Origin of the sequence: Ancylobacter sp. TS-1 (genome assembly GCF_009223885.1) — a bacterium.
In the GTDB taxonomy this organism is placed as follows: Bacteria; Pseudomonadota; Alphaproteobacteria; order Rhizobiales; family Xanthobacteraceae; genus Ancylobacter.
This window is the reverse complement of sequence record NZ_CP045144.1, coordinates 2,851,824-2,870,552: the sequence shown is the minus strand read 5'-3', so window position 1 is coordinate 2,870,552 and position 18,729 is coordinate 2,851,824. Positions and strand designations below refer to the sequence as shown.

18 protein-coding genes are annotated in these 18,729 nt (G+C 71.9%); 5 read left to right on the top strand and 13 right to left on the bottom strand.

Going from position 1 to position 18,729, the window contains the following annotated elements; translation table 11 throughout:
- Nucleotides 1-40 precede the first annotated feature (40 nt).
- Both rsmD and GBB76_RS13440 read right to left on the bottom strand, forming a co-directional pair.
- Nucleotides 41-598 carry a 16S rRNA (guanine(966)-N(2))-methyltransferase RsmD gene (gene rsmD, locus GBB76_RS13445; RefSeq protein WP_152303771.1) on the bottom strand — a complete coding sequence of 186 codons (558 nt, stop codon included), beginning with the start codon at nt 596-598 and terminating at the stop codon, nt 41-43.
- Between the two features lie 11 nt (nt 599-609).
- Complete coding sequence (locus GBB76_RS13440) at nt 610-2,829, bottom strand: pseudouridine synthase (RefSeq protein ID WP_152303770.1); 2,220 nt, start codon at nt 2,827-2,829, stop codon at nt 610-612.
- Nucleotides 2,830-2,970: 141 nt separating this feature from the next.
- Here GBB76_RS13440 and GBB76_RS13435 point away from each other — a divergent pair, with 141 nt between their 5' ends.
- Complete coding sequence (locus GBB76_RS13435) at nt 2,971-3,414, top strand: nucleoside deaminase (protein ID WP_202911236.1); 444 nt, start codon at nt 2,971-2,973, stop codon at nt 3,412-3,414.
- A 36-nt stretch (nt 3,415-3,450) separates the two neighbouring features.
- Here the strand turns inward: GBB76_RS13435 and GBB76_RS13430 are convergent, their stop codons facing one another.
- The 9 genes from GBB76_RS13430 to GBB76_RS13390 all read right to left on the bottom strand — a co-directional run bounded on the left by GBB76_RS13430 (nt 3,451) and on the right by GBB76_RS13390 (nt 12,735).
- Nucleotides 3,451-4,464: a patatin-like phospholipase family protein gene (locus GBB76_RS13430; RefSeq protein WP_202911104.1), complete on the bottom strand. Its 1,014-nt coding sequence runs from the start codon at nt 4,462-4,464 to the stop codon at nt 3,451-3,453.
- Between the two features lie 101 nt (nt 4,465-4,565).
- Nucleotides 4,566-5,831: a phosphoribosylamine--glycine ligase gene (gene purD, locus GBB76_RS13425; protein ID WP_152303768.1), complete on the bottom strand. Its 1,266-nt coding sequence runs from the start codon at nt 5,829-5,831 to the stop codon at nt 4,566-4,568.
- A gap of 198 nt (nt 5,832-6,029) precedes the next feature.
- A complete protein-coding gene (locus tag GBB76_RS13420) occupies nt 6,030-7,967 on the bottom strand; it encodes a MacB family efflux pump subunit (protein WP_202911235.1) in 1,938 nt (645 codons plus the stop codon).
- Between the two features lie 66 nt (nt 7,968-8,033).
- Nucleotides 8,034-9,230 (bottom strand): efflux RND transporter periplasmic adaptor subunit, encoded by a 1,197-nt coding sequence (locus GBB76_RS13415; RefSeq protein WP_152303766.1) that lies wholly within the window; start codon nt 9,228-9,230, stop codon nt 8,034-8,036.
- 145 nt (nt 9,231-9,375) lie between these two features.
- Entirely contained in the window at nt 9,376-9,570 is a 195-nt protein-coding gene (locus tag GBB76_RS13410) for a hypothetical protein (RefSeq protein ID WP_152303765.1), read from the bottom strand.
- A gap of 37 nt (nt 9,571-9,607) precedes the next feature.
- On the bottom strand, nt 9,608-10,504 hold the full coding sequence (locus GBB76_RS13405) for a S49 family peptidase (RefSeq protein WP_152303764.1): 897 nt from the start codon (nt 10,502-10,504) through the stop codon (nt 9,608-9,610).
- A 65-nt stretch (nt 10,505-10,569) separates the two neighbouring features.
- Nucleotides 10,570-11,367: a tRNA1(Val) (adenine(37)-N6)-methyltransferase gene (locus GBB76_RS13400; RefSeq protein ID WP_246668922.1), complete on the bottom strand. Its 798-nt coding sequence runs from the start codon at nt 11,365-11,367 to the stop codon at nt 10,570-10,572.
- Between the two features lie 10 nt (nt 11,368-11,377).
- Nucleotides 11,378-11,602 (bottom strand): DUF2007 domain-containing protein, encoded by a 225-nt coding sequence (locus tag GBB76_RS13395; protein WP_152303763.1) that lies wholly within the window; start codon nt 11,600-11,602, stop codon nt 11,378-11,380.
- 77 nt (nt 11,603-11,679) lie between these two features.
- On the bottom strand, nt 11,680-12,735 hold the full coding sequence (locus GBB76_RS13390) for a rhamnan synthesis F family protein (protein ID WP_152303762.1): 1,056 nt from the start codon (nt 12,733-12,735) through the stop codon (nt 11,680-11,682).
- Nucleotides 12,736-12,982: 247 nt separating this feature from the next.
- On the opposite strand from GBB76_RS13390, the gene GBB76_RS13385 reads away from it, so the two are divergent.
- Nucleotides 12,983-14,005 carry a polyprenyl synthetase family protein gene (locus GBB76_RS13385; protein WP_246668921.1) on the top strand — a complete coding sequence of 341 codons (1,023 nt, stop codon included), beginning with the start codon at nt 12,983-12,985 and terminating at the stop codon, nt 14,003-14,005.
- Between the two features lie 4 nt (nt 14,006-14,009).
- Here GBB76_RS13385 and GBB76_RS13380 read toward each other — a convergent pair whose 3' ends face one another.
- The gene (locus GBB76_RS13380) at nt 14,010-14,333 is read right to left on the bottom strand and encodes a YnfA family protein (RefSeq protein ID WP_152303761.1); all 324 of its coding nucleotides are present in this window, start codon (nt 14,331-14,333) and stop codon (nt 14,010-14,012) included.
- Entirely contained in the window at nt 14,333-15,247 is a 915-nt protein-coding gene (locus tag GBB76_RS13375; RefSeq protein WP_152303760.1) for a 4-(cytidine 5'-diphospho)-2-C-methyl-D-erythritol kinase, read from the bottom strand. The genes GBB76_RS13380 and GBB76_RS13375 overlap by 1 nt, the downstream gene beginning before the upstream one ends.
- A gap of 227 nt (nt 15,248-15,474) precedes the next feature.
- Here GBB76_RS13375 and rimP point away from each other — a divergent pair, with 227 nt between their 5' ends.
- From rimP to GBB76_RS13360, 3 genes are read left to right on the top strand one after another with little or no spacing between them, the layout of a single operon-like run.
- Entirely contained in the window at nt 15,475-16,329 is an 855-nt protein-coding gene (gene rimP, locus GBB76_RS13370; RefSeq protein WP_152303759.1) for a ribosome maturation factor RimP, read from the top strand.
- Entirely contained in the window at nt 16,329-17,945 is a 1,617-nt protein-coding gene (gene nusA, locus GBB76_RS13365) for a transcription termination factor NusA (RefSeq protein ID WP_152303758.1), read from the top strand. The genes rimP and nusA overlap by 1 nt, the downstream gene beginning before the upstream one ends.
- 19 nt (nt 17,946-17,964) lie before the next feature.
- Complete coding sequence (locus GBB76_RS13360; RefSeq protein WP_246668920.1) at nt 17,965-18,699, top strand: RNA-binding protein; 735 nt, start codon at nt 17,965-17,967, stop codon at nt 18,697-18,699.
- The last annotated feature ends 30 nt before the right edge of the window (nt 18,700-18,729 follow it).

Genomic DNA, 18,729 nt, shown 5'->3' with positions numbered 1-18,729 from the left:
CGATCCCGGATCGACCTCCGGCCGTCCGGGATGACGGCCATCAGCCCGGCGCGCGCAAAAAGATCGCCTCGCTGGCATCGTAGCGGCGGCGCTCCAGTTCCTCGAAGCCGTCCGGCGCGGCGAAGGCTGCTTCCGTGGCCTCCTCGACGATGACGAGGGCCCCCGGCGCCAGCCAGTTGCCGGCGCGCGCGCTTTCCAGCGCCTTGCCGGCGAGGCCCCGGCCGTAGGGGGGATCGCAGAAGACGAGATCGAAGGAATCGCTGGCCAGCGCGGTGCCGAGCTTGGTGGCGTCGCGGCGGAAGATGCGGGTGATGCCGCCGACGCCGAGCGTCTCGACATTGGCGCGGATCAGCGCGCGCGGCTCCGGCGCCTCGTCCACGAAGACAGCGAAGCGCGCCCCGCGCGAGAGCGCCTCCAGCCCCAGCGCGCCGGTGCCGGCGAACAGGTCGAGCACCCGCGCGCCGTCGGCCGCGTCCTCATAGGCATGGGCGAGCACGTTGAACAGCGCCTCGCGCAGCCGGTCGGAGGTCGGCCGCGTCGCGCTGGAGGTCGGACCGTGCAGCGTCCGGCCCCGGAAACGGCCACCGACGATGCGCATCGGCGCGCCGCTCAGCCGCGCGGGGCGCGGGGCGGACGCCCGCCCGGCTTGCCGCCGCCAGAACTGCCACCGCCGGGCTTGCCGCCACCGGGCTTGCCGCCGGTCGGACGACCTCCCGGCTTGCCGCCACCCGGGCGACCGCCGGGCTTGCCACCGGCCGGGCGCCCGCCCGGCTTGTCGGCGAAATTCTTGGCGCCGAAGCTTCTGCCCGCGCCACCCTTGCCCGCACCGCCCTTGCCAAAGGTCCGGCCGCCGGCGGGCCTGTCGCTGGAAGACCTGTCCCCGGAAGGCCTGTCACCGGAGGGCCTGTCCCCGAAGGAACGCCCGCCCGACGGCTTGTCCCGGAACGGCCGGTCGCCGCGCGGGGCGCGGTCGTCGCGGGGCGGACGGTTATCGCGCGGCGAGCGATCGTCACGGGAGCGGAACGGACGCTCACCCTCGGGGCGCGGCGCCCGCTCACGGAAGGGACGGTTCTCGCGCGCGGGACGCTCACCCTCGGGATGCGGCGCCCGCTCGCGGAACGGGCGCTCGCTCCCCGAACGGGCCGGCCGCTCGCCGCGCTCGGGACTGGAGCGGAAAGGCCGCTCGCCGGTAGTGCGTTCGCCCGACCCGCGCCCGCCCTCGGATTCCTCGAAGCGGCGGGGAGAGCGGTGGCGCGACTGCTCGGATTTCACCCGGCCGGAATAGGGCCGGTCGGTCGCCTCGCCGCGATAGGGACGGGCGCCCTCGGGGCGCTCGCGGCGGGGGGGACGCTCGCCCTCGGGACGCGGGGCACGCTCGCGGAACGGACGGTCGGGACGCTCGCCACGCTCGGGGCCGGAGCGGAAAGGCCGTTCCCCGCGCTCCTCGCGCGGACGCTCCTGCCGGGCGGGCCGCTCGGTGCGGGCGCGGAACGGGCGCTCGCCCGCCTCGCCGTCGCGCTCGGGGCGTACCGCATCGGGGCGCGCCGTATCGGGACGGGGACGCGAGGGACGCGGGCCGGCGGCCTTGCGGTCGCGGCTGGTCGCCGCGCGCCCACGGGCCGGGCGCTCCTCGCGGAACGTGTCCGCGGGTACGGCGCCCTCCTCGCCGGCGGCGAAGGGGCGTTCGGGACGCTCAGACCGCTCGGGGCGCTTGCGGAAGGTGCGTTCGCCCCCGCGTACGCCGCCGCGCGTTTCCTCACGGGCATTCTCGGGCCGGGCGCGCGGCGCCTCGGGCGCGGGTTCCGGCTCGGTCGAGCGCACGCGCTGCACCAGCACCTTGCGGCCCTTGCGGTCCGCCACGAGGCCGGCGGAAACGCTGCGGCCCTCGCCCGGCTCGGTGTCGATGGGACGGCGGCGGTGGCGGTCCTCGGAGCCCTCGGCCTTGGCGTAGCGCGCCTTGGACGGCTTGTGGGGCGCCTCGTCCTCGCCATGGTTGAACAGCGGGCCCTCGAAATCCGCGCCGGCGGCGGCGGCCAGCGTCTCGCCGAGCTGGTCGGCCAGCACGCGGGTCTTCACTTCCTCAACCTCGCCCTGCGGCAGCTCGCCGAGCTGGAACGGGCCGTAGGAGAGGCGGATCAGCCGGTTGACGTCGAGGCCGAGGCTGCCCAGCACGTTGCGCACTTCGCGGTTCTTGCCCTCGCGCAGCGCCAGCGTCAGCCAGGAATTGGCGCCCTGCACGCGGTCGAGCTTGGCCTCGATCGGGCCGTAATGAACGCCGTCGACAGTGATGCCGCGGATCAGCGCGTCGAGCTTGTCCTGGGTGATCTCGCCCTTGGCGCGCACCCGGTAGCGCCGCAGCCAGCCGGTCTCCGGCAGCTCCAGCACGCGCGAGAGGCCGCCATCATTGGTGAGCAGGATCAGCCCCTCGGTGGTGAGGTCGAGCCGGCCGACCGAAACGAGGCGCGGCAGGCCGGGGGGCAGGATCTCGAACAGGGTCGGACGCCCCTCGGGATCGTAGTTGGTCGTCACCACGCCCTTGGGCTTGTGGTACATGAATAGGCGGGTACGCTCCCGGTCCGGCAGCGGCACGCCGTCCACGGTGATCGCGTCCTCGGCGGTCACGGTGCGGGCGGGGCTGGCGAGAATCTCGCCGTTCACCGCGACCCGCCCGGCGAGAATCCACTCCTCGATCTCGCGGCGCGAGCCGAGGCCGGCGCGGGCGACGACCTTGGCGACGCGCTCGGCCTCGCGCGGCTCGGCCGGCTCCAAAGAGCGGGGCGCGCGCGGCACGCGGTTGAGATCCTTGCGGGGCGGCGTGTTTTTGGGCATGGGGATTGATCCGGTCTCCGGGCGGCGGGTGCTACCATGTCCTGCGAGGGGAAGCGAGCTTTTGGCGAGTAGAGGGCCGTGACGAAGAACAGATCGGACCAGGCGGGCGGTTCCGGCACCGGCCAGGCGCGCACCGATTTCATGCTGCTGGCGCTGGCCGAGGCGGCCAAGGCCGGCGCGCGCGGCGAGGTTCCGGTGGGCGCCGTGCTGGTGCGCAACGGTATCGCACTCGCCGCCGAGGGCAACCGCATGCGCGAGCTGGCCGACCCCACCGCCCATGCGGAGATGGTGGTGATCCGCGCCGCCGCCTCGGTGCTCGGCAATGACCGGCTGGCCGAATGCGACCTCTACGTCACGCTGGAGCCCTGCACCATGTGCGCCGGCGCCATTTCCTTCGCCCGGCTGCGGCGGGTCTATTACGGCGCCCCCGACCCCAAGGGCGGGGCGGTGGAAAGCGGCGTGCGCTTCTTCGCGCAGCCCACCTGCCACCATCGGCCGGACACCTATGGCGGCCTCGGCGAACGCGAATCCGCCGAATTGCTGCGGGAATTCTTCTCCGGGCGCCGCTGGCCGGGCAAGCTTTAGACCCCGACCATCGCGCCCGCCGTCAGGAGGACGCGATCAGCCCAGCACGAGTTCCAGCCGGCGCTTCACTTCGTCCTTCGCCGGCTCGGCGGCCTTGAGGATGGCGGCGGCGCGGAAGAAGTCGAGCACCCGGAAATCGTGCACGTTGGGGCGGATCAGCATGTCCGGCGCGCCCGCCTTCAGCTTCTCGCCGACAATGGCGCTCGCCATGATCTGCAAGGTGGCGAACATGGCGTCGAACGGCGCCGGCACGCCGCGCGTCTCCCCGCCATGGCCGCCGGTGATGTCGACCGCCAGCACAATGTCGGCCCGGCCGCGCAGCAGGTCGAAGGGCAGCGGATTGACCGCGCCGCCGTCGACCAGCGTGTGGCCGTCATGCTGCACCGGGCGGATGAGGCCGGGAATGGCGAGCGAGGCCGCCACCGCCGGGCGGATCGGCCCGGCGCCGAAGGTGCGCTCGCAGCGCTCCCAGTAATCGGTCGCCACCACCTGCAGCGGGATCGACAGTTCCTCGAAGGTCTGCGGCACCGTTTCGGGCAGGAAGCCCTCGATGAAGCGCTCGGCGTCGATCAGCACCGGATTGCCGAGCCCGGCGCCGAACAGGTCGGCGATGCGCCCGACGCGGGCGGCGAGCAGGCGGCGCATCACCTCGCCACGGTTGCGCAATGTATGCAGGGTGAGCTGGCGGATCTCGCGCGCCGGCATGCCGGCCGCATAGACGCTGGCGAACAGCGCGCCGATGGAGGCGCCGGCCAGCGCCGCCGGGCGCACGCCAAGCTCGTCCAGCGCCTCCAGAACGAGGATATGGGACAGCCCACGCGCCCCGCCCGAGCCGAGAGCGAGGGCCAGCGTGGGGCCGCCCTGGCGCGCGGGCACCGGCAGCGGCGCGTCGCCGGTGGGCACGGGCAGCCCGGCGCGACGGGGCGTGCGCGGCGGCGGCGCCTCGCGCCCGCGCATCTCCTGCGGCGCGTCCCGGTCCGGTTCGGTCTCGTGCGGAGGGCGGCGCCCGGAGGGCGCACGATGCCGCATGGCTGTGCTGGAATCGTCCATGGCGTCGCCCTTGCCACGGAAGCGCGGCATTTGTTTGAAGATGGGCTTGCGCCGGCTGTGGCGCCAGAGACGACCGCGCGAAAACCGGGCGAGGCGGCGCCTTAGTCGGTCAGCGCGCGCCAGGCGATGTCGTGGCGGCAGAAGCCTTCCGGCCAGTCGATGCGAGCCACCGCGTCATAGGCCCGCTCGCGCGCCTCGGCGACATTGGCGCCGACGGCGGCGACATTGAGCACGCGCCCGCCATTGGCGAGGATATCTTCGCCCGACCGCATGGTGCCGGCGTGGAACACCTTCGCGCCCGGTATGGTCCCGGCCGCCGCGAGGCCGCCGATGCGCGAGCCCTTCGGGTAGTCGCCGGGATAGCCGCGCGTTGCCATGACGACGGCGATGGCCGTGTCGGCCTTCAGCGGAACCGGCTGGTCCTCCAGCCGGCCGGTGGCGACGGCATGCAGGAGGGGCAGCAGGTCGCCCTCCAGCCGCATCAGCAGCACCTGACACTCGGGATCCCCGAAGCGGACATTGTATTCGATCAGCTTGGGCCCCTCGCGGGTGATCATCAGCCCGGCGAACAGCACGCCATGATAGGCGCTGGCGGCATCGGCGAGCGCGCGCACCGTCGGCTTGATGATCTCGTGCAGCGTGCGCCGCTCCAGCTCGGGGGTGAACACCGGGGCGGGCGAGTAGGCGCCCATGCCGCCGGTGTTCGGCCCTTCGTCGCCGTCGAAGGCGCGCTTGTGGTCCTGCGCCGAGCCGAAGGGCAGCACGGTCTCGCCGTCCACGAGGCAGAAGAACGAAACCTCCTCGCCCTCGAGGAATTCCTCGATCAGCATCTCGGTGCCCGGCCCGCCCATGGCGAACACCTCGTCGACCCCGGCGAGCGCCTCCTCCAGCGTGAGGGCGACGATCACCCCCTTGCCGGCCATCAGCCCGTCCGCCTTCAGCACGATGGGGGCGCCGTGGCGCTGGACGAAGGCGCGCGCCTCCTCCGGCTCGGTGAAGCGGCCGAAGGCGGCGGTCGGGATCGCGTGCGCCTTGCACAGTTCCTTGGTGAACAGCTTGGAGCCTTCGAGCTGCGCCGCCACCCGGCGCGGGCCGAAGACCGGGATGCCCTCGTTGATCAGGCGGTCGGCGAGGCCGTCGACGAGGGGCGCCTCGGGGCCGACCACCACCAGGTCGATGCTCTCGGCGAGGCAAAGCGTGACGATGGCGTCATGGTCGGTGAGCGGGATGGTCTCGATACAGGTCGCATGCTCGGCAATGCCCGGATTGCCGGGAACGGCGAGGAACTTCCCCATCAGCGGGCTCTGCGCCAGCTTCCAGGCGAGCGCATGCTCGCGGCCACCCGAGCCGAGCAGAAGAACGTTCATGCGCGATGCCCCTTGCTACGCCAGCGTGTCGTTTTCGCCTAAACGTTCGGGCGACGGGGGGCAAGGGTTATGGACGTGCCTCGCGCCGGTCATCCCGGCCGCAGGCGCAGCCGGAGAGCCGGGATCGCATCCCGGAACTGGCGGACGATCCCGGATACGGCCTGTCGGCCGTTCCGGGATGACGGGACTGGCCGCCCCCTACTCGTAGGCCAGCGCCACCACCGGATCGAGCCCGGCCGCCTTGCGCGCCGGCAGGTAGCCGAAGACGAGGCCGGTGAGGAAGGCGCAGCCGAAGGCGAGCAGCGGCGGCATCAGCGACAGCACGATGGTCGCCCCCATCCATTCCAGCCCCAGCGCGGCGGCAAGGCCGAGCCCGACGCCGACCGCCCCGCCGACCGAGCACACCACCAGCGCCTCGGTGTTGAACTGGAGCATGATGTTGCTCATGCGCGCGCCGGTGGCCATACGGATGCCAATCTCGCGGGTACGCTCGGTGACGCTCACCAGCATGATGTTCATCACCCCGATGCCGGCCACCAGCAGCGAGATAGCGGCGACGCAGCCGAGCACGAGGGTCAGCGTGTTCTGCGTCGCCACCGCCGTCTCGAGGAACTGCGCGGTGTTGCGGACCTGGAAGTCCTCGCTCTGGTGGCGCTCGGCGAGGATGCGGGTGATGGCGGCCTCGACGGCGGGAATGTCGGCGGCATCGTCGACCTTCACCGTCACGGAGTTCAGGAACTGCCGGCCGAACACCCGCACGAAGCCGGTGGAGAGCGGCACCAGCGCCACGTCGTCCTGGTCCTGCCCGAAGGCGTTGGCCCCGCGCGGGGAGAGCACGCCGATCACCTCATAGGGCACGTTCTTGACCAGCACGTAGCGGCCGACCGGGTCGTCCTCGCCGAACAGGTTGCGCCGCACCGTCTCGCCGAGCACGACAACGGGCGCATAGGCCTTCACGTCGGCGGCGTTGAACATGACGCCCTGCGCCATCGGCCAGTCGCGGGCCAGGAGATAGTCGGGCGTGGTGCCGCTGACCGAGGTGAAGTAGTCGGACGAGCCGTAGCGGATCGTGTAGCGGCCGGAGCGTTCCGGGGCGATGGCGCCGATGCCGGGAATGACGGCGAGCGCATTCGCGTCCTCGGGCAGCAGCGTGGCGTTGTCGCCGGAGGAGCGTATGCCCGGCGCGCCGGGCCGCACGATCAGCAGATTGGTGCCGATCTGCGAGATGCGCTCCAGCACGCTCTGCTTGCCGCCATCGCCCACCGCCAGCATGGTGATGACCGAGGCGACGCCGATGACGATGCCGAGCAGGGTCAGCGCGGTGCGGAAGATGTTGGCGACCATCGAGGCGAGTGCCATGCGCACCGCCTCGGCGAGGTCCGGCACGAAACGCGCCAGCCCGCCGCGACGGGTGGCGCCGGTGGCCGGCAGCGGCGCGCGCGCCGGCTCGGGCGCCTGCCGCTCGTCGGCGACGATGCGCCCGTCCTGGAAGCGCACGACGCGCCGCGCATGCGCGGCGACATCGGGGTCGTGGGTGATGAGGATGATTGTGTGGCCCTCGGCGTTCAGCTCTCCGAGCAGTGCGAGCACGTCCTCGCCGGAACGGGTATCGAGCGCGCCGGTCGGCTCGTCGGCGAGGATCACCGGCGCCGCGTTCATCAGCGCGCGGGCGATGGAGACGCGCTGCTGCTGGCCGCCGGAAAGCTGGCTCGGGCGGTGCTCGCTGCGGTCGCCGAGACCGAGCCGGGCGAGCAGGGCGTGGGCGCGCTCCTCCCGCGCCTCGCGCGACGCGCCGGCATAGATGGCTGGGATGGCCACATTCTCCGCCGCGGTGAGCCCGGGCAGCAGGTTGTAGCGCTGGAACACGAAGCCGAAGGTCGAGCAGCGCAGCCCGGCGAGCGCGTCGGCGTCGAGATCCTCGACGTCCGAGCCGTTCACCCGGTACACGCCGGAGGACGGGCGGTCGAGGCAGCCGACAATGTTCATCAGCGTCGACTTGCCCGAACCCGACTGGCCCATGATGGCGATGAACTCGCCGGGCTGGATGGCGAGGTTCACCCGGTCGAGCGCGCGGACCACCGTGTCGCCATTGGGATAGATGCGGCTGACATCGACCAGTTCGACAATCGGGCGCATCCCGGCACCGGCAGGGGCCGGGGCGGGGCGTTCGGCGCGGGGCTCGACCTCGCTCATCGCCTGTCCTCAGCCGAGGCGCGGGGGCATGCGCGGCCCGGCCGGCCGGGCCGGCGCCGGCCCGGTGCCGAGAATCACGGTCTCGCCCGGCGACAGTCCCTCGACGATCTGCGTCTGGCTGCGGTTCGACAGGCCGGTCTTCACGCTGCGCTCCTGCGGCCCCTGCGTGGTCAGCACGCGCACGCTCTGGGTGCCGTCGCGGGCGGTGCGCACGGCGGCGCTCGGCACCAGCGGCACGCCCCTGGCCTCGCCGAGGCGGAAGAACACCTGCGCCGTCATGTCGGTCATCAGGGTCAGGTCCTCGTTCGGCACGTCGACAAGCACGTTGTAGAGCACCACATCGTTGACGATGGTCGGCGTCGGCTCGATCTGCCGCACCGTGCCACGCCAGCGCCGGTCGGGCAGGCCGAGGGTGGAGAAGGAGGCCGGCGTGCCGATCGTGACCTTCGGGATGTCGCCCTCGGCCACCTGCGCGGTGACGGTCATGGTCTGCAAATCGGCGATGCGCAGCACGATGGGGGCGGACTGGTTGGCGTTGAGCGTCGAGCCCTCGCGGGCGGTGATCGATACCACCGTGCCGTCCATCGGCGCGTAGATCTTGGTGTAACCGAGATTGGCGAGGTCGCCGTCGAGCGTCGCCTGGGTCTGGGCGATCTGCGCCTTCAACGCGTCGATCTTGGCCTCGCTGATGCGCTCGGTCGCCTCGGCGGCGTCGGCGGCGTCCTTGCTGCCGGACTGGTTCTTCAGGAGCTGCTGGGCGCGCTCGTTGCGCAGCCGGTCGAGGGTGAGCTGGGCCTGCGCCTGCGCGAGCTGGGCGCGCAGATTGTCGAGACTGGCGCGGTCGCCGGCGACGCGGGTCTGATAGACGGTGGGGTCTATCTCGGCGAGCAGGTCGCCCTTATTCACCACATCGCCCACCTCGGGATGGATGACGCGCAGCTGGCCGGAAACCTGGGTGCCGACGTCGACATAGGTCTTGGGCTGCATCTTGGCGATGGCGTTCACCGTCGATGCGATGTCGCCAAGCTCGACCGTGGCGGTCTGGAAGCCGGGTGCCGCCGGCTCGGCGGTATGGGCGTAGCGGTAATAGCCGTAGAGCCCGGCAGCGGCGAGCGCGACGAGGAACACGCCCAGCGGCCAGCGCGCACGCCTGCGGCGGCGCAGTCCGCCTTCGCCGGTCCACTCGCTCTCCGCCCGCTGCAACATTGCCTCGCTCCCGTCGCCAGCCCCTTTCACGGGATAGGACGCCACCCGCGCCGGACAAAGTGAATTCGCGGTAATGATCGGAAATCTCTAGATAAACTGGATACGTTCCAGAAATGCCGGCCCGGCGCGCGAGCCCCCTGCGGCGTCAGGAATCGCCCGGCCGGTACTCGCCGGTGGACGGGTCGCGGCGCAGCGTGCCGCGGCGCGGGTCCGTCGCCGCGGCCTCGTCGCGCCGCCGGGCGGCAAGCTCAGCGTTGACCCGGCGCGATTCGCGCGCGAGCACCTTCACCAGGGCGGCGGCGGCGAGAGCGCCGAGGGCGACGATGAAGACGGGCGGCATGGTCAAGGTTCCAGCGGATGCGGCGGCAGCGGGCGCGTCAGAGCCCGAAGCGCGCCCATAATGCGCGTTCCTCTGCGGCGGAAATGAGAGCTTGCGCGGCGCCGGCGCCGGCCTCGCCGGCCGCTCCGGCGGCAAGGCCCATCACCCCCGGCGAGCGCCGGCCGAACAGGCCCGGCTTCGTTTCGATCAGCGGCGTGCGCAGCTTCTCGCCATAGCGGGCGCGCAGGAACGAGCGCATGTCGCCGATGGCGTCGACGAGGCCGAAGCCCTGTGCCTGCGGCGCCGTCCAGAACTCGCCGGAGAACAGGGTTTCCTCGTCGCCGGCCAGCACGTCGCCGCGCCGCTCTTTCACCAGCCCCACAAAGGCGCCGTGGATCTCCTGCTGGATCGCCTTGAGACGCTCGACATCCTCCGCCTTCTCCGGCTGGAACGGGTCGAGCATCACCTTGCGGGTGCCGGCGGTGTAGACGCGCCGCTCGACGCCGAGCTTCTCCAGCGCGGCGGTGAAGCCGAAGCCCGCGCTCACCACACCGATCGAGCCGACGATCGAGAAGGTATCGGCGACGATCTCGTCGGCGGCGCAGGCGAGCATGTAGCCGCCCGAGGCCGCCACGTCCTCGACGAAGGCGATGACGGGCAGTTCCTTCTCCTGCGCCAGCGCCCGGATGCGCCGGTAGACGAGATGGGACTGCGCCGGCGAGCCGCCCGGCGAGTTGATCACCAGCGCCACCGCCTTCGCGCCCTTTACGGCGAAGGCGCGCTCCAGCGCGCGGGCGGTGTTGGCGAAGGTGATGCCGGGGCGGAACGGGCTCGCCATGCCGATGGCGCCGGTGAGGCGGACGACCGGCACGACCGGGGTGTCGCCGCGCAGCGCGGCGGGCAGGACCGGATCGAGGCGGCGGCGGAATTCGGCGAAGAAGGATGCTGTGGCCATCGCAGGAAAATAGGGCGCGCCTCCCCCCGGCGCCAGATGGCTTGTGCGCGCACGGGTCCCGGGCGCTAGATCGCCTCGCCGTCGCGCAGCAGGCGCTCGGCCTCGGCGCTCGGGCGCCCGTCCTGCCCCGCCAGCACGAGGCCGGGCAGGAGAACCGGCGCTGTCCGCCTTCCCTTGACCGCGCCGACCAGCAGGCGATGGGCGGGCGCGCCGGGTGCGGGATACACCGGGCGAATCGTCACGGCACCGAAACGGCCCTTCAGCCCGGCCAGTATCGCCTCGATGGCCTCGGGGCGGTGGATCAGGGCGAGGCGCCCGCCCGGCGCCAGCAGCCGCTCGGCGGCGCGCAGCCACGTCTCCAGCCCCGCATCGGGAACGGAATGCGCCAGCGCCCGGCGCGCATGCGGCGAGACGCGGTGCCGGGCCGGATCGTTGAAGGGCGGGTTCATCATCACGAGGTCGGCCGTCCGCGCCGCCGGCTCGGGCGGGCCGGAGGGGCGGCCGAGCGTGGCGATGTCGGCCACCACCACCCGTGCCCGCGCCGCGAGGCCGGGCGTCTGGCGCGCCGCGTTGCGGGCCGCCAGCGCCGCCGTGGCGGGGTCGATCTCGACCAGCGTCACCATGGCCGCCGCCACCCGCGCGGCGAAGGCGAGCCCGGCCGCCCCCACCCCGGCGCCGAGATCGACGGCCTGGCGCGCCTCGCCCGGTGCGCTCGCCGCCAGCAGCATCGCGTCGTGCCCGGCGCGGTGGCCGCGCGCCGGCTGCAGGAGATTCAGCCGGCCGCCGAGAAAGGCATCGTCGGTCAGCGCCTCGCCGTCCGCGCCCTCGGCGGCAGGCGTTCCGGCGGCCTCGCCTGTTTTCACGGGCGCTCCCTCACTCGGCCACGAGAACCGGGCCGAAGCCGGCCGCGTCGAGCAGCCGGCGGGCGGGAGCGAGGTCGTCCTCCTCCACCAGCAGGCGGCGCGGCAGCAGGCCGATGGAGCCCTCCAGCACGCTCATGTGCTGGTCGAGCACGAAATGGCCGATGCCAGCGCTGTCGAGCAGCGCCTCGACGGCCGAGATCAGCACGACGTCATTGGTGCGGAGGAGTTCGCGCATGCCCGTATTGACGCCGCAAGCGGGCCTCAAGGCAAGAGGACCTCAAGGCAAGAATGGGCCGCGCGGCGTCCCGGACGTCACAGATGCATCTCGGCGCGCACGGCGGGCTCGAAGTCCTTGTCGAGGCCGAGCCGGGCGAGTTCGCGGTACTGGATGTCCAGCTTGCGCTTGAGCGTGGGAAAGCCGAGCTCCAGCACGAATTCAGGGTGCATCATCGGGAAGGAGGCGAAGATCCGCTTGCGACGGATGCGGCCGGCGAGGCCGTCGCGGATCAGGAAGGGCGAGCATCCCCACTCCAGCATGGGCTGCATATAGGCGGCATCCTTGGCGTTCAGCCGGCACTGATAGGCGATGATGCGGGTCAGCTTGTCCGCGTCCGTGATGGCGAAGAGGCGGTCGATCGCTTCCTGCCAGTGCACGAGGGCGCCGATGGTGAAGCCGCGCCGGACGAAATGGCGCGACAGGCCCCGCTCGTAGCGCCGCACCGCCAGATGCTTGTTGTCGATCAGCGGCAGGTCGCGCCAGTATTTCTCGAAGGCGTCGCTGGCGACGAGGCGCTGCGAGAAGCGCAGGAAATAGGACTGCACATAGTCGCGCCGCATCCCGAGGAAGGTCGTGACGTTGAGGTGGAAGCCGAAAATGTCTTCCTTCGCCTGCCGGCAACGCTCCAGCGCGTCGCAGTCGCGGCGCAGCGGAAACCACAGGCTGTCATTCATCACATAGAGCGCCCGGGGCCGGATGCCACGGTCGAGAAGGGTGAGGATGCCCTCGCGATATCCCCCCGCATCGTAGCCGATATTGGGCCGCTCGATGACCAGGAAGCACCGCTGGCGCAGGGTCTCGCGGTCCTCCTCGCGCAAGGGCGCGTTGGAGACGACCACGCAGGCGATCCCGTTGCGGGCGAAATGGGCGAGGGCGGACAGGGTGGAACCGAGCAGCCCGGCGGAGGGGAAGATGACGAGGATCATCACCTCGTCGGCGACGGCCTGCGCGCCCTGCGTCACCTTCACGCGCTGCTGGCGCACGCGGTCGTAGTCGCGGCGCCTCGATCCCCCCATCAGCAGCCACGGCGCGCTGCGCAGCTTGCACTTCCAGCGCGCCAGCTCCTTCCCGATCTTCCTGAGCCACATCATGCCGCCGCGTCGCCCGCCTCCCGGGGTTTCGGCCGGCCACACCGCCCGATACCTCCCGCATCTGCTAGGTTTCACCTTCCCGATGCCATGTGCAAGGATTTGCCGAACCGCCGCGGCCCGGCGGCGCGATGCGGCCGCAGGCGGCGGATGAACTTTCGCCGGCGGTCCGGGTAAGCTATGAGAACCCTTCGGGTGGACGACGCGCCCCGGCGCGCGCCGTCCCGCCATAGCCGAGGGAAATGGCCCTGTGTCCGTCGCATACTCCTTCAATCCGGCCGCGGAAGTTGCGGCCGAGCCTTCCATCGAAGGCATCGTCAATCTGGTCCGCGCGGACATGGATCGCGTCAACGCGCTGATCCTGTCGCGCACGGGCTCGGACGTGACGATGATTCCGGAGGTTGCCCAGCACCTGATCTCGTCCGGCGGCAAGCGGCTGCGGCCGATGCTCACGGTCGCTACCGGCGTGCTCTCGGGCTACGAGGGCGGGGGCACGGTGAAGCTCGCCGCCTCGGTCGAGTTCATGCACACGGCGACGCTGCTGCACGACGATGTGGTGGACGACAGCGAGATGCGCCGGGGCAAGCTCGCCGCGCGCATGCTGTGGGGCAACGAGGCGAGCGTGCTGGTCGGCGACTTCCTGCTCGGCCAGGCGTTCCGCATGATGATCGAGGTCGGCAACATGCGCGCGCTCGACATTCTGTCGACCGCCGCCGTGGTAATCGCCGAGGGCGAGGTCGCCCAGCTCGCCGCCGCCAAGAACATCGCCACCGACGAGGACGCCTATCTCGCCGTCATCCGGGGCAAGACGGCCGAGCTGTTCGCCGCCGCCTGCGAGGTCGGCCCGGTGCTGGCCGGCCGCCCGGAGGCCGAGCAGACCGCCTGCCGCGACTACGGCATGAATCTCGGCATCGCCTTCCAGCTCGTCGACGACGTGCTCGACTATGGCGGCTCGAAGGCCGCCCTCGGCAAGAATGTCGGCGACGATTTCCGCGAGGGCAAGATCACCCTTCCCATCGTGCTGGCGGTGCGCTCCGCCGACGAGGAGGAGCGCGGCTTCTGGTGCCGCTGCCTGGAGACCGGGGAGATCGCCGACGGCGACCTCGAGCGGGCGCTCGCCCTGCTCACCCGCCACGGGGCGCTGGCCGGCACCATCGAGCGCGCCCGCGCCTATGGCGCCGCCGCCAAGCAGGCGCTGGACATCTTCCCCGACAGCGAGGCCAAGGCCGCGCTGCTCGACGTGGTGGATTTCTGCATCGCCCGCATCCGCTGAAGCCTCAGCCGCGCGGTCCGAACACCACGACCGCCGCGCCGACGAGGCACAGCGCCCCGCCCGCGAGGTCCCAGCGGTCGGGCCGGAACCCCTCCACCGCCCACAGCCAGACCAGCGAGGCGGCGACATAGACGCCGCCATAGGCCGCGAAGGCCCGCCCCGCCGCGCTGGCATCGACCTGCGTCAGCGCCGCGCCGAATGCGATCAGGCTCAGCGCCCCCGGCGCCAGCCACAGCGCGCTCGCCCCGTTGCGCACCGCCGCCCAGAAGGCGAAGCAGCCGGCGATCTCGAGAAATGCCGCGAGGGCGAAGAACAGGGCAGTGCGCATCACGTCTCCGTGGAACCGGGGCCGCCCAGCACGGTCGACTTCACCCACCATGCAGGATGAGCGCCAGCGACGCTCCGCGCCGCCGCGGCGGCCGCGCGGCAGTCCGCGTAGAGCGCGAACATGGTCGCGCCCGAGCCCGACATGCGCACCAGCAACACCCCCGGCGTCGTCGCCAGCGCGGCCTCCACCGTGTCGAGCGCGGGAACCAGCCGGCGGGCCGGCGCCTCGAGGTCGTTCGGCTCGGCGCGCAGCCACTCCAGCAGCATGGCCCGCGAGGCCCCGGAGGGCGAGGGCGACGCCTCGGCGCGCCGGGTGGCGGGCGCGAGCGCCAGCGCCCGGAAGACGTCGGCGGTCGCCACCGGCAGGCGCGGATTGACCAGCACGGCGCCGAAACGGGGCAACGCCACCGGCGCCAGTGCCTCGCCGCGCCCTTCCATCAGGCAGGAGCGCCCGAACAGGCAGGCGGGCACATCCGAGCCGGTGGCCAGCGCCGCCTCGAACAGCCGGGGATCGCCCGCGGCGAGCTCGTTGGCCCGCGCCAGCAGCCGGAGCGCCGCCGCCGCGTCGGCCGAGCCGCCGCCAATGCCGGAGGCGACCGGCAGCCGCTTGTCCAGCGTGAAGCGTCCGGCGAGGAGCCCGGGCACGCGTTCGGCAAGGTGGCGCGCGGCGCGCAGCACGAGATTGTCGGCGTCGGCCGCCAGCGTGGCGGCGCCCGGCCCGGCCAGCGCCAGCGAGAGCCCGGCACCCGGCGCGAGCGCCAGCCGGTCGCCGGTGCCGGCGAAGGCGACAAGGCTCGACAGATCGTGATAGCCGTCGGCGCGCCGGCCGAGCACCCGCAAGGTGAGGTTCACCTTTGCAGGGGCACGCTCGCGCAGCGCCCCGTCGGGCGCAGGATCGGTCGGCAGGCGGGACATGAGGCGCTTATGCGACGGCGCCGCGCCGCCGGCAAGGGACCGCCCCGGCCGCAGGCGGCGGCCGGCCGGGCGCCGGGTTGCCGCCGCTTGCGCGCAAAGGCGGTTTGGCTGTATAAGCCCCCCATTCAACGATCTCACAAACGACGATCCGGTCGGTTGAGAGTGGGTTCCGCCTCCGGAGCCCGCTCTTTTTTCATTGCGGATCGGCACGCGATCCGACGAGGACGATGAGCGAACACGAAGCCCACGCCACCAACGCCAGCGGCACGCCGGAAGGCCGGCTCGACGAACCGCGTCTCGTGACCGAGTCCGGGCCGGCGGCGCGGGTCGCCGCCATTGTCGGCCCGGTTCTCGAGGGCCTCGGCTTCCGCCTCGTGCGGGCGAAGATCTCCGGCGGCAGCCCGCCGACCCTTCAGATCATGGCCGAACGCCCCGATGGCGGCTTCGGCATCGACGAATGCGAGACGGCGAGCCGTGCCATCTCGCCGGTGCTCGACGTCGAGGACCCGATCACCGGCGCCTATAATCTGGAAATGTCCTCGCCCGGCATCGACCGGCCGCTGGTGCGCGTTTCCGATTTCGAGCGCTGGGCCGGCCACGACCTCAAGGTCGAGATGGCCGTGCCGGTGGACGGGCGCAAGCGCTTCCGCGGCATTCTCGTTGGCACGCGGGGCGGGGAAGGCGAAAGCGCGGAGGCGCTGGTGCGCCTGCCCGACGCTCCCGCCGACACGCCCGACACCGTGGCCCTGCCCATCGCCGATATCGGCGAGGCCCGCCTCGTGATGACCGACGCGCTGATCCGCGACGCGCTGCGCCGCGACAAGGCGCTGCGCGAGAGCGCGGGGCTCGAAGAGGACGAGGTGGACGGCGCCGATCTCAGCGACGTGCCGCTCGACGACGAGGATGGCGAGGAGGCGGACGAGAGCCTCGCCCAGCGCGTCGTCCCGCCGAAGAAGATGCCGGTGCGCGGCAAGCCGAAGGCCAAGGCCTCCCCCGGCCCGATGCTCAAGCCCAAGGGCGCCGCCAAGCCCGGCAAGAAATCCAACGCCAAACGCAAATCCATCGCGAAGGAGACGCCCTGATGGCCGTTGTCAGCGCAAACCGGCTCGAACTCCTGCAGATCGCCGACGCGGTCGCGCGCGAGAAGTCGATCGACCGGAGCATCGTCATCGCCGCCATGGAGGACGCGATCGCGAAAGCGGCGCGCTCGCGCTACGGCGCCGAGACCGACATTCACGCGGAGATCAACCCGCGCACCGGCGAACTGCGCCTCGCCCGCCATTTGCTGGTGGTCGACCAGATCGAGAACCCGGCGGTCGAGATCGAGCTCAGCGGCGCCCGCCGCCTGAACCCGGCCGCGCAGATCGGCGACTCCATCGCCGACACGCTGCCGCCCTTCGACTTCGGCCGCATTGCCGCGCAAAGCGCAAAACAGGTCATCGTGCAGAAGGTGCGCGAGGCCGAGCGCGACCGGCAGTACGAGGAATACAAGGACCGCATCGGCGAGATCGTCAACGGCTCGGTCAAGCGCGTCGAATACGGCAACGTCGTCGTCGACCTCGGCCGCAGCGAGGCCTCGCTGCGCCGCGACGAGCTGCTGCCGCGCGAAGTGTTCAAGACCAGCGACCGCATCCGCGCCTATGTCTACGATGTGCGCCGCGAACAGCGCGGCCCGCAGATCTTCCTCTCGCGCACCCATCCCCAGTTCATGGCGAAGCTGTTCGCGCAGGAAGTGCCGGAGATCTATGACGGCATCGTCGAGATCAAGGCGGTCGCCCGCGACCCCGGCTCGCGCGCCAAGATCGCCGTCACCTCGCGCGATTCCTCGGTGGATCCGGTCGGCGCCTGCGTCGGCATGCGCGGCTCGCGCGTGCAGGCCGTGGTCAACGAGCTGCAGGGCGAGAAGATCGACATCATCCCGTGGTCGCCGGATGTGGCCACCTTCATCGTCAACGCGCTCGCCCCGGCCGAAGTGGTCAAGGTCGTGCTCGACGAGGACCGCGAGCGTATTGAAGTCGTGGTCCCGGATGCCCAATTGAGCCTGGCGATCGGCCGTCGCGGCCAGAATGTGCGCCTCGCCTCCCAGCTTACCGGCTGGGACATCGACATCATGACCGAGGCCGAGGAAAGCGAGCGGCGCCAGAAGGAATTCGCCGAGCGCTCGAAGATCTTCGCCGAGGCGCTGGATCTCGACGAGATGATGGGCCAGCTCCTCGCCTCCGAAGGCTTCGCCACGGTCGAGGAAATCGCCTATGTGCCGCTGGGCGAGCTCGCCGGCATCGAGGGCCTCGACGAGGACACCGCCCAGGAGCTGCAGAACCGCGCGCTGGGTCATCTGGCGCAGGTCGAAGCCGATCTCGACGCCCGCCGCCGGGAACTCGGCGTCGAGGACGAGCTGCGGGAAGTGCCGGGCGTGACCTCGCTGATGCTGGTGGCGTTCGGCGAGAACGACATCAAGTCGGTCGAGGACCTCGCCGGCTGCGCCACCGACGATCTCGTCGGCTGGACCGAGCGCAAGGACGGCGAAGTCGTGCGCGTCGCCGGCGCGCTGGAGGGCTTCCAGCTCTCCCGCGAGGATGCCGAGGCCCTGATCATGCAGGCCCGCGTCAAGGCCGGCTGGATCACCGCCGAGGATCTCGCCGCTGGCGAGGCCGAGGACGTTGCCGAGGAACCCGAGGCCGGCGAGACGCAGGCCTGAGCGGACCGCGCGGACGATCGTGCGGACGGGTGAAGGGGAGGACGGGCCGGTGCAGGACGAGACGGCACTCAGCGCGACGGCTCAGGCCGGCGCCGGGGACGCCGGGGCGGACGATGCCGGCCTGACCGATGCGGGGCTCGCCGACGCGGCCCGCGCCCCGGCCCGGCAGTGCATCGCCAGCCGCACGGTGCGGCCGGTGGAGGAATTGCTGCGCTTCGTCGTGGCGCCCGACGGCACGGTGGTGCCGGACATCAACGCCCGGCTTCCCGGGCGCGGCGCGTGGGTGACCGCGCGGCGGTCGGCGCTGGCCGAGGCGATCCGCAGGAAGGCGTTCGCGCGCGCCTTCCGCGGCAAGGTCCGGATCGATCCGGCCCGCGCCGAGCCGGCGCTGGCCGATCTGGTCGGGCAGCTGCTGGAGAAGGACGTGATCGCCGCCCTCGCCCTCGCCAACAAGGCGGGTCAGGTGGTGGCCGGCAACGCCAAGGTGATCGAGGCGTTGCAGAGCGGAAAGGCCGCCGTGCTGGTGCATTCGGGCGAGGCCGCTCCCGACGGGACGGCCAAGCTCGACGCGCTGGCCCGGCGGATCGCCGAGGCGGCCGGTCGCGAGATCGCCCGCGTCGACGCCCTCGCCGGGGTGCAATTGGACTTGGCGCTCGGGCGGTCAAATGTGGTACATGCTGCGCTGCTCGCGCATCCGACGAGCGCGGGGTTCCTCGCGCGCATAAGAAGACTCGAAGGCTGGCGTGCCGAATAAGCAGGCTGGCGGACGGAAGTGACGCCTTCC

Coding starts and splice junctions, on each gene's coding strand:
- GBB76_RS13375 (WP_152303760.1), bottom strand. CDS start 15,247: ATGTCCCGCCTGCCGACCGATCCTGCGCCCGACGGGGCGCTGCGCGAG.
- GBB76_RS13410 (WP_152303765.1), bottom strand. CDS start 9,570: ATGCCGCCCGTCTTCATCGTCGCCCTCGGCGCTCTCGCCGCCGCCGCC.
- GBB76_RS13415 (WP_152303766.1), bottom strand. CDS start 9,230: ATGTTGCAGCGGGCGGAGAGCGAGTGGACCGGCGAAGGCGGACTGCGC.
- nusA (WP_152303758.1), top strand. CDS start 16,329: ATGGCCGTTGTCAGCGCAAACCGGCTCGAACTCCTGCAGATCGCCGAC.
- GBB76_RS13405 (WP_152303764.1), bottom strand. CDS start 10,504: ATGGCCACAGCATCCTTCTTCGCCGAATTCCGCCGCCGCCTCGATCCG.
- purD (WP_152303768.1), bottom strand. CDS start 5,831: ATGAACGTTCTTCTGCTCGGCTCGGGTGGCCGCGAGCATGCGCTCGCC.
- GBB76_RS13430 (WP_202911104.1), bottom strand. CDS start 4,464: ATGGACGATTCCAGCACAGCCATGCGGCATCGTGCGCCCTCCGGGCGC.
- rsmD (WP_152303771.1), bottom strand. CDS start 598: ATGCGCATCGTCGGTGGCCGTTTCCGGGGCCGGACGCTGCACGGTCCG.
- GBB76_RS13380 (WP_152303761.1), bottom strand. CDS start 14,333: ATGCGCACTGCCCTGTTCTTCGCCCTCGCGGCATTTCTCGAGATCGCC.
- GBB76_RS13420 (WP_202911235.1), bottom strand. CDS start 7,967: ATGCGCCCGATTGTCGAACTGGTCGATGTCAGCCGCATCTATCCCAAT.
- GBB76_RS13440 (WP_152303770.1), bottom strand. CDS start 2,829: ATGCCCAAAAACACGCCGCCCCGCAAGGATCTCAACCGCGTGCCGCGC.
- GBB76_RS13395 (WP_152303763.1), bottom strand. CDS start 11,602: ATGCGCGAACTCCTCCGCACCAATGACGTCGTGCTGATCTCGGCCGTC.
- rimP (WP_152303759.1), top strand. CDS start 15,475: ATGAGCGAACACGAAGCCCACGCCACCAACGCCAGCGGCACGCCGGAA.
- GBB76_RS13435 (WP_202911236.1), top strand. CDS start 2,971: ATGCTGCTGGCGCTGGCCGAGGCGGCCAAGGCCGGCGCGCGCGGCGAG.
- GBB76_RS13390 (WP_152303762.1), bottom strand. CDS start 12,735: ATGATGTGGCTCAGGAAGATCGGGAAGGAGCTGGCGCGCTGGAAGTGC.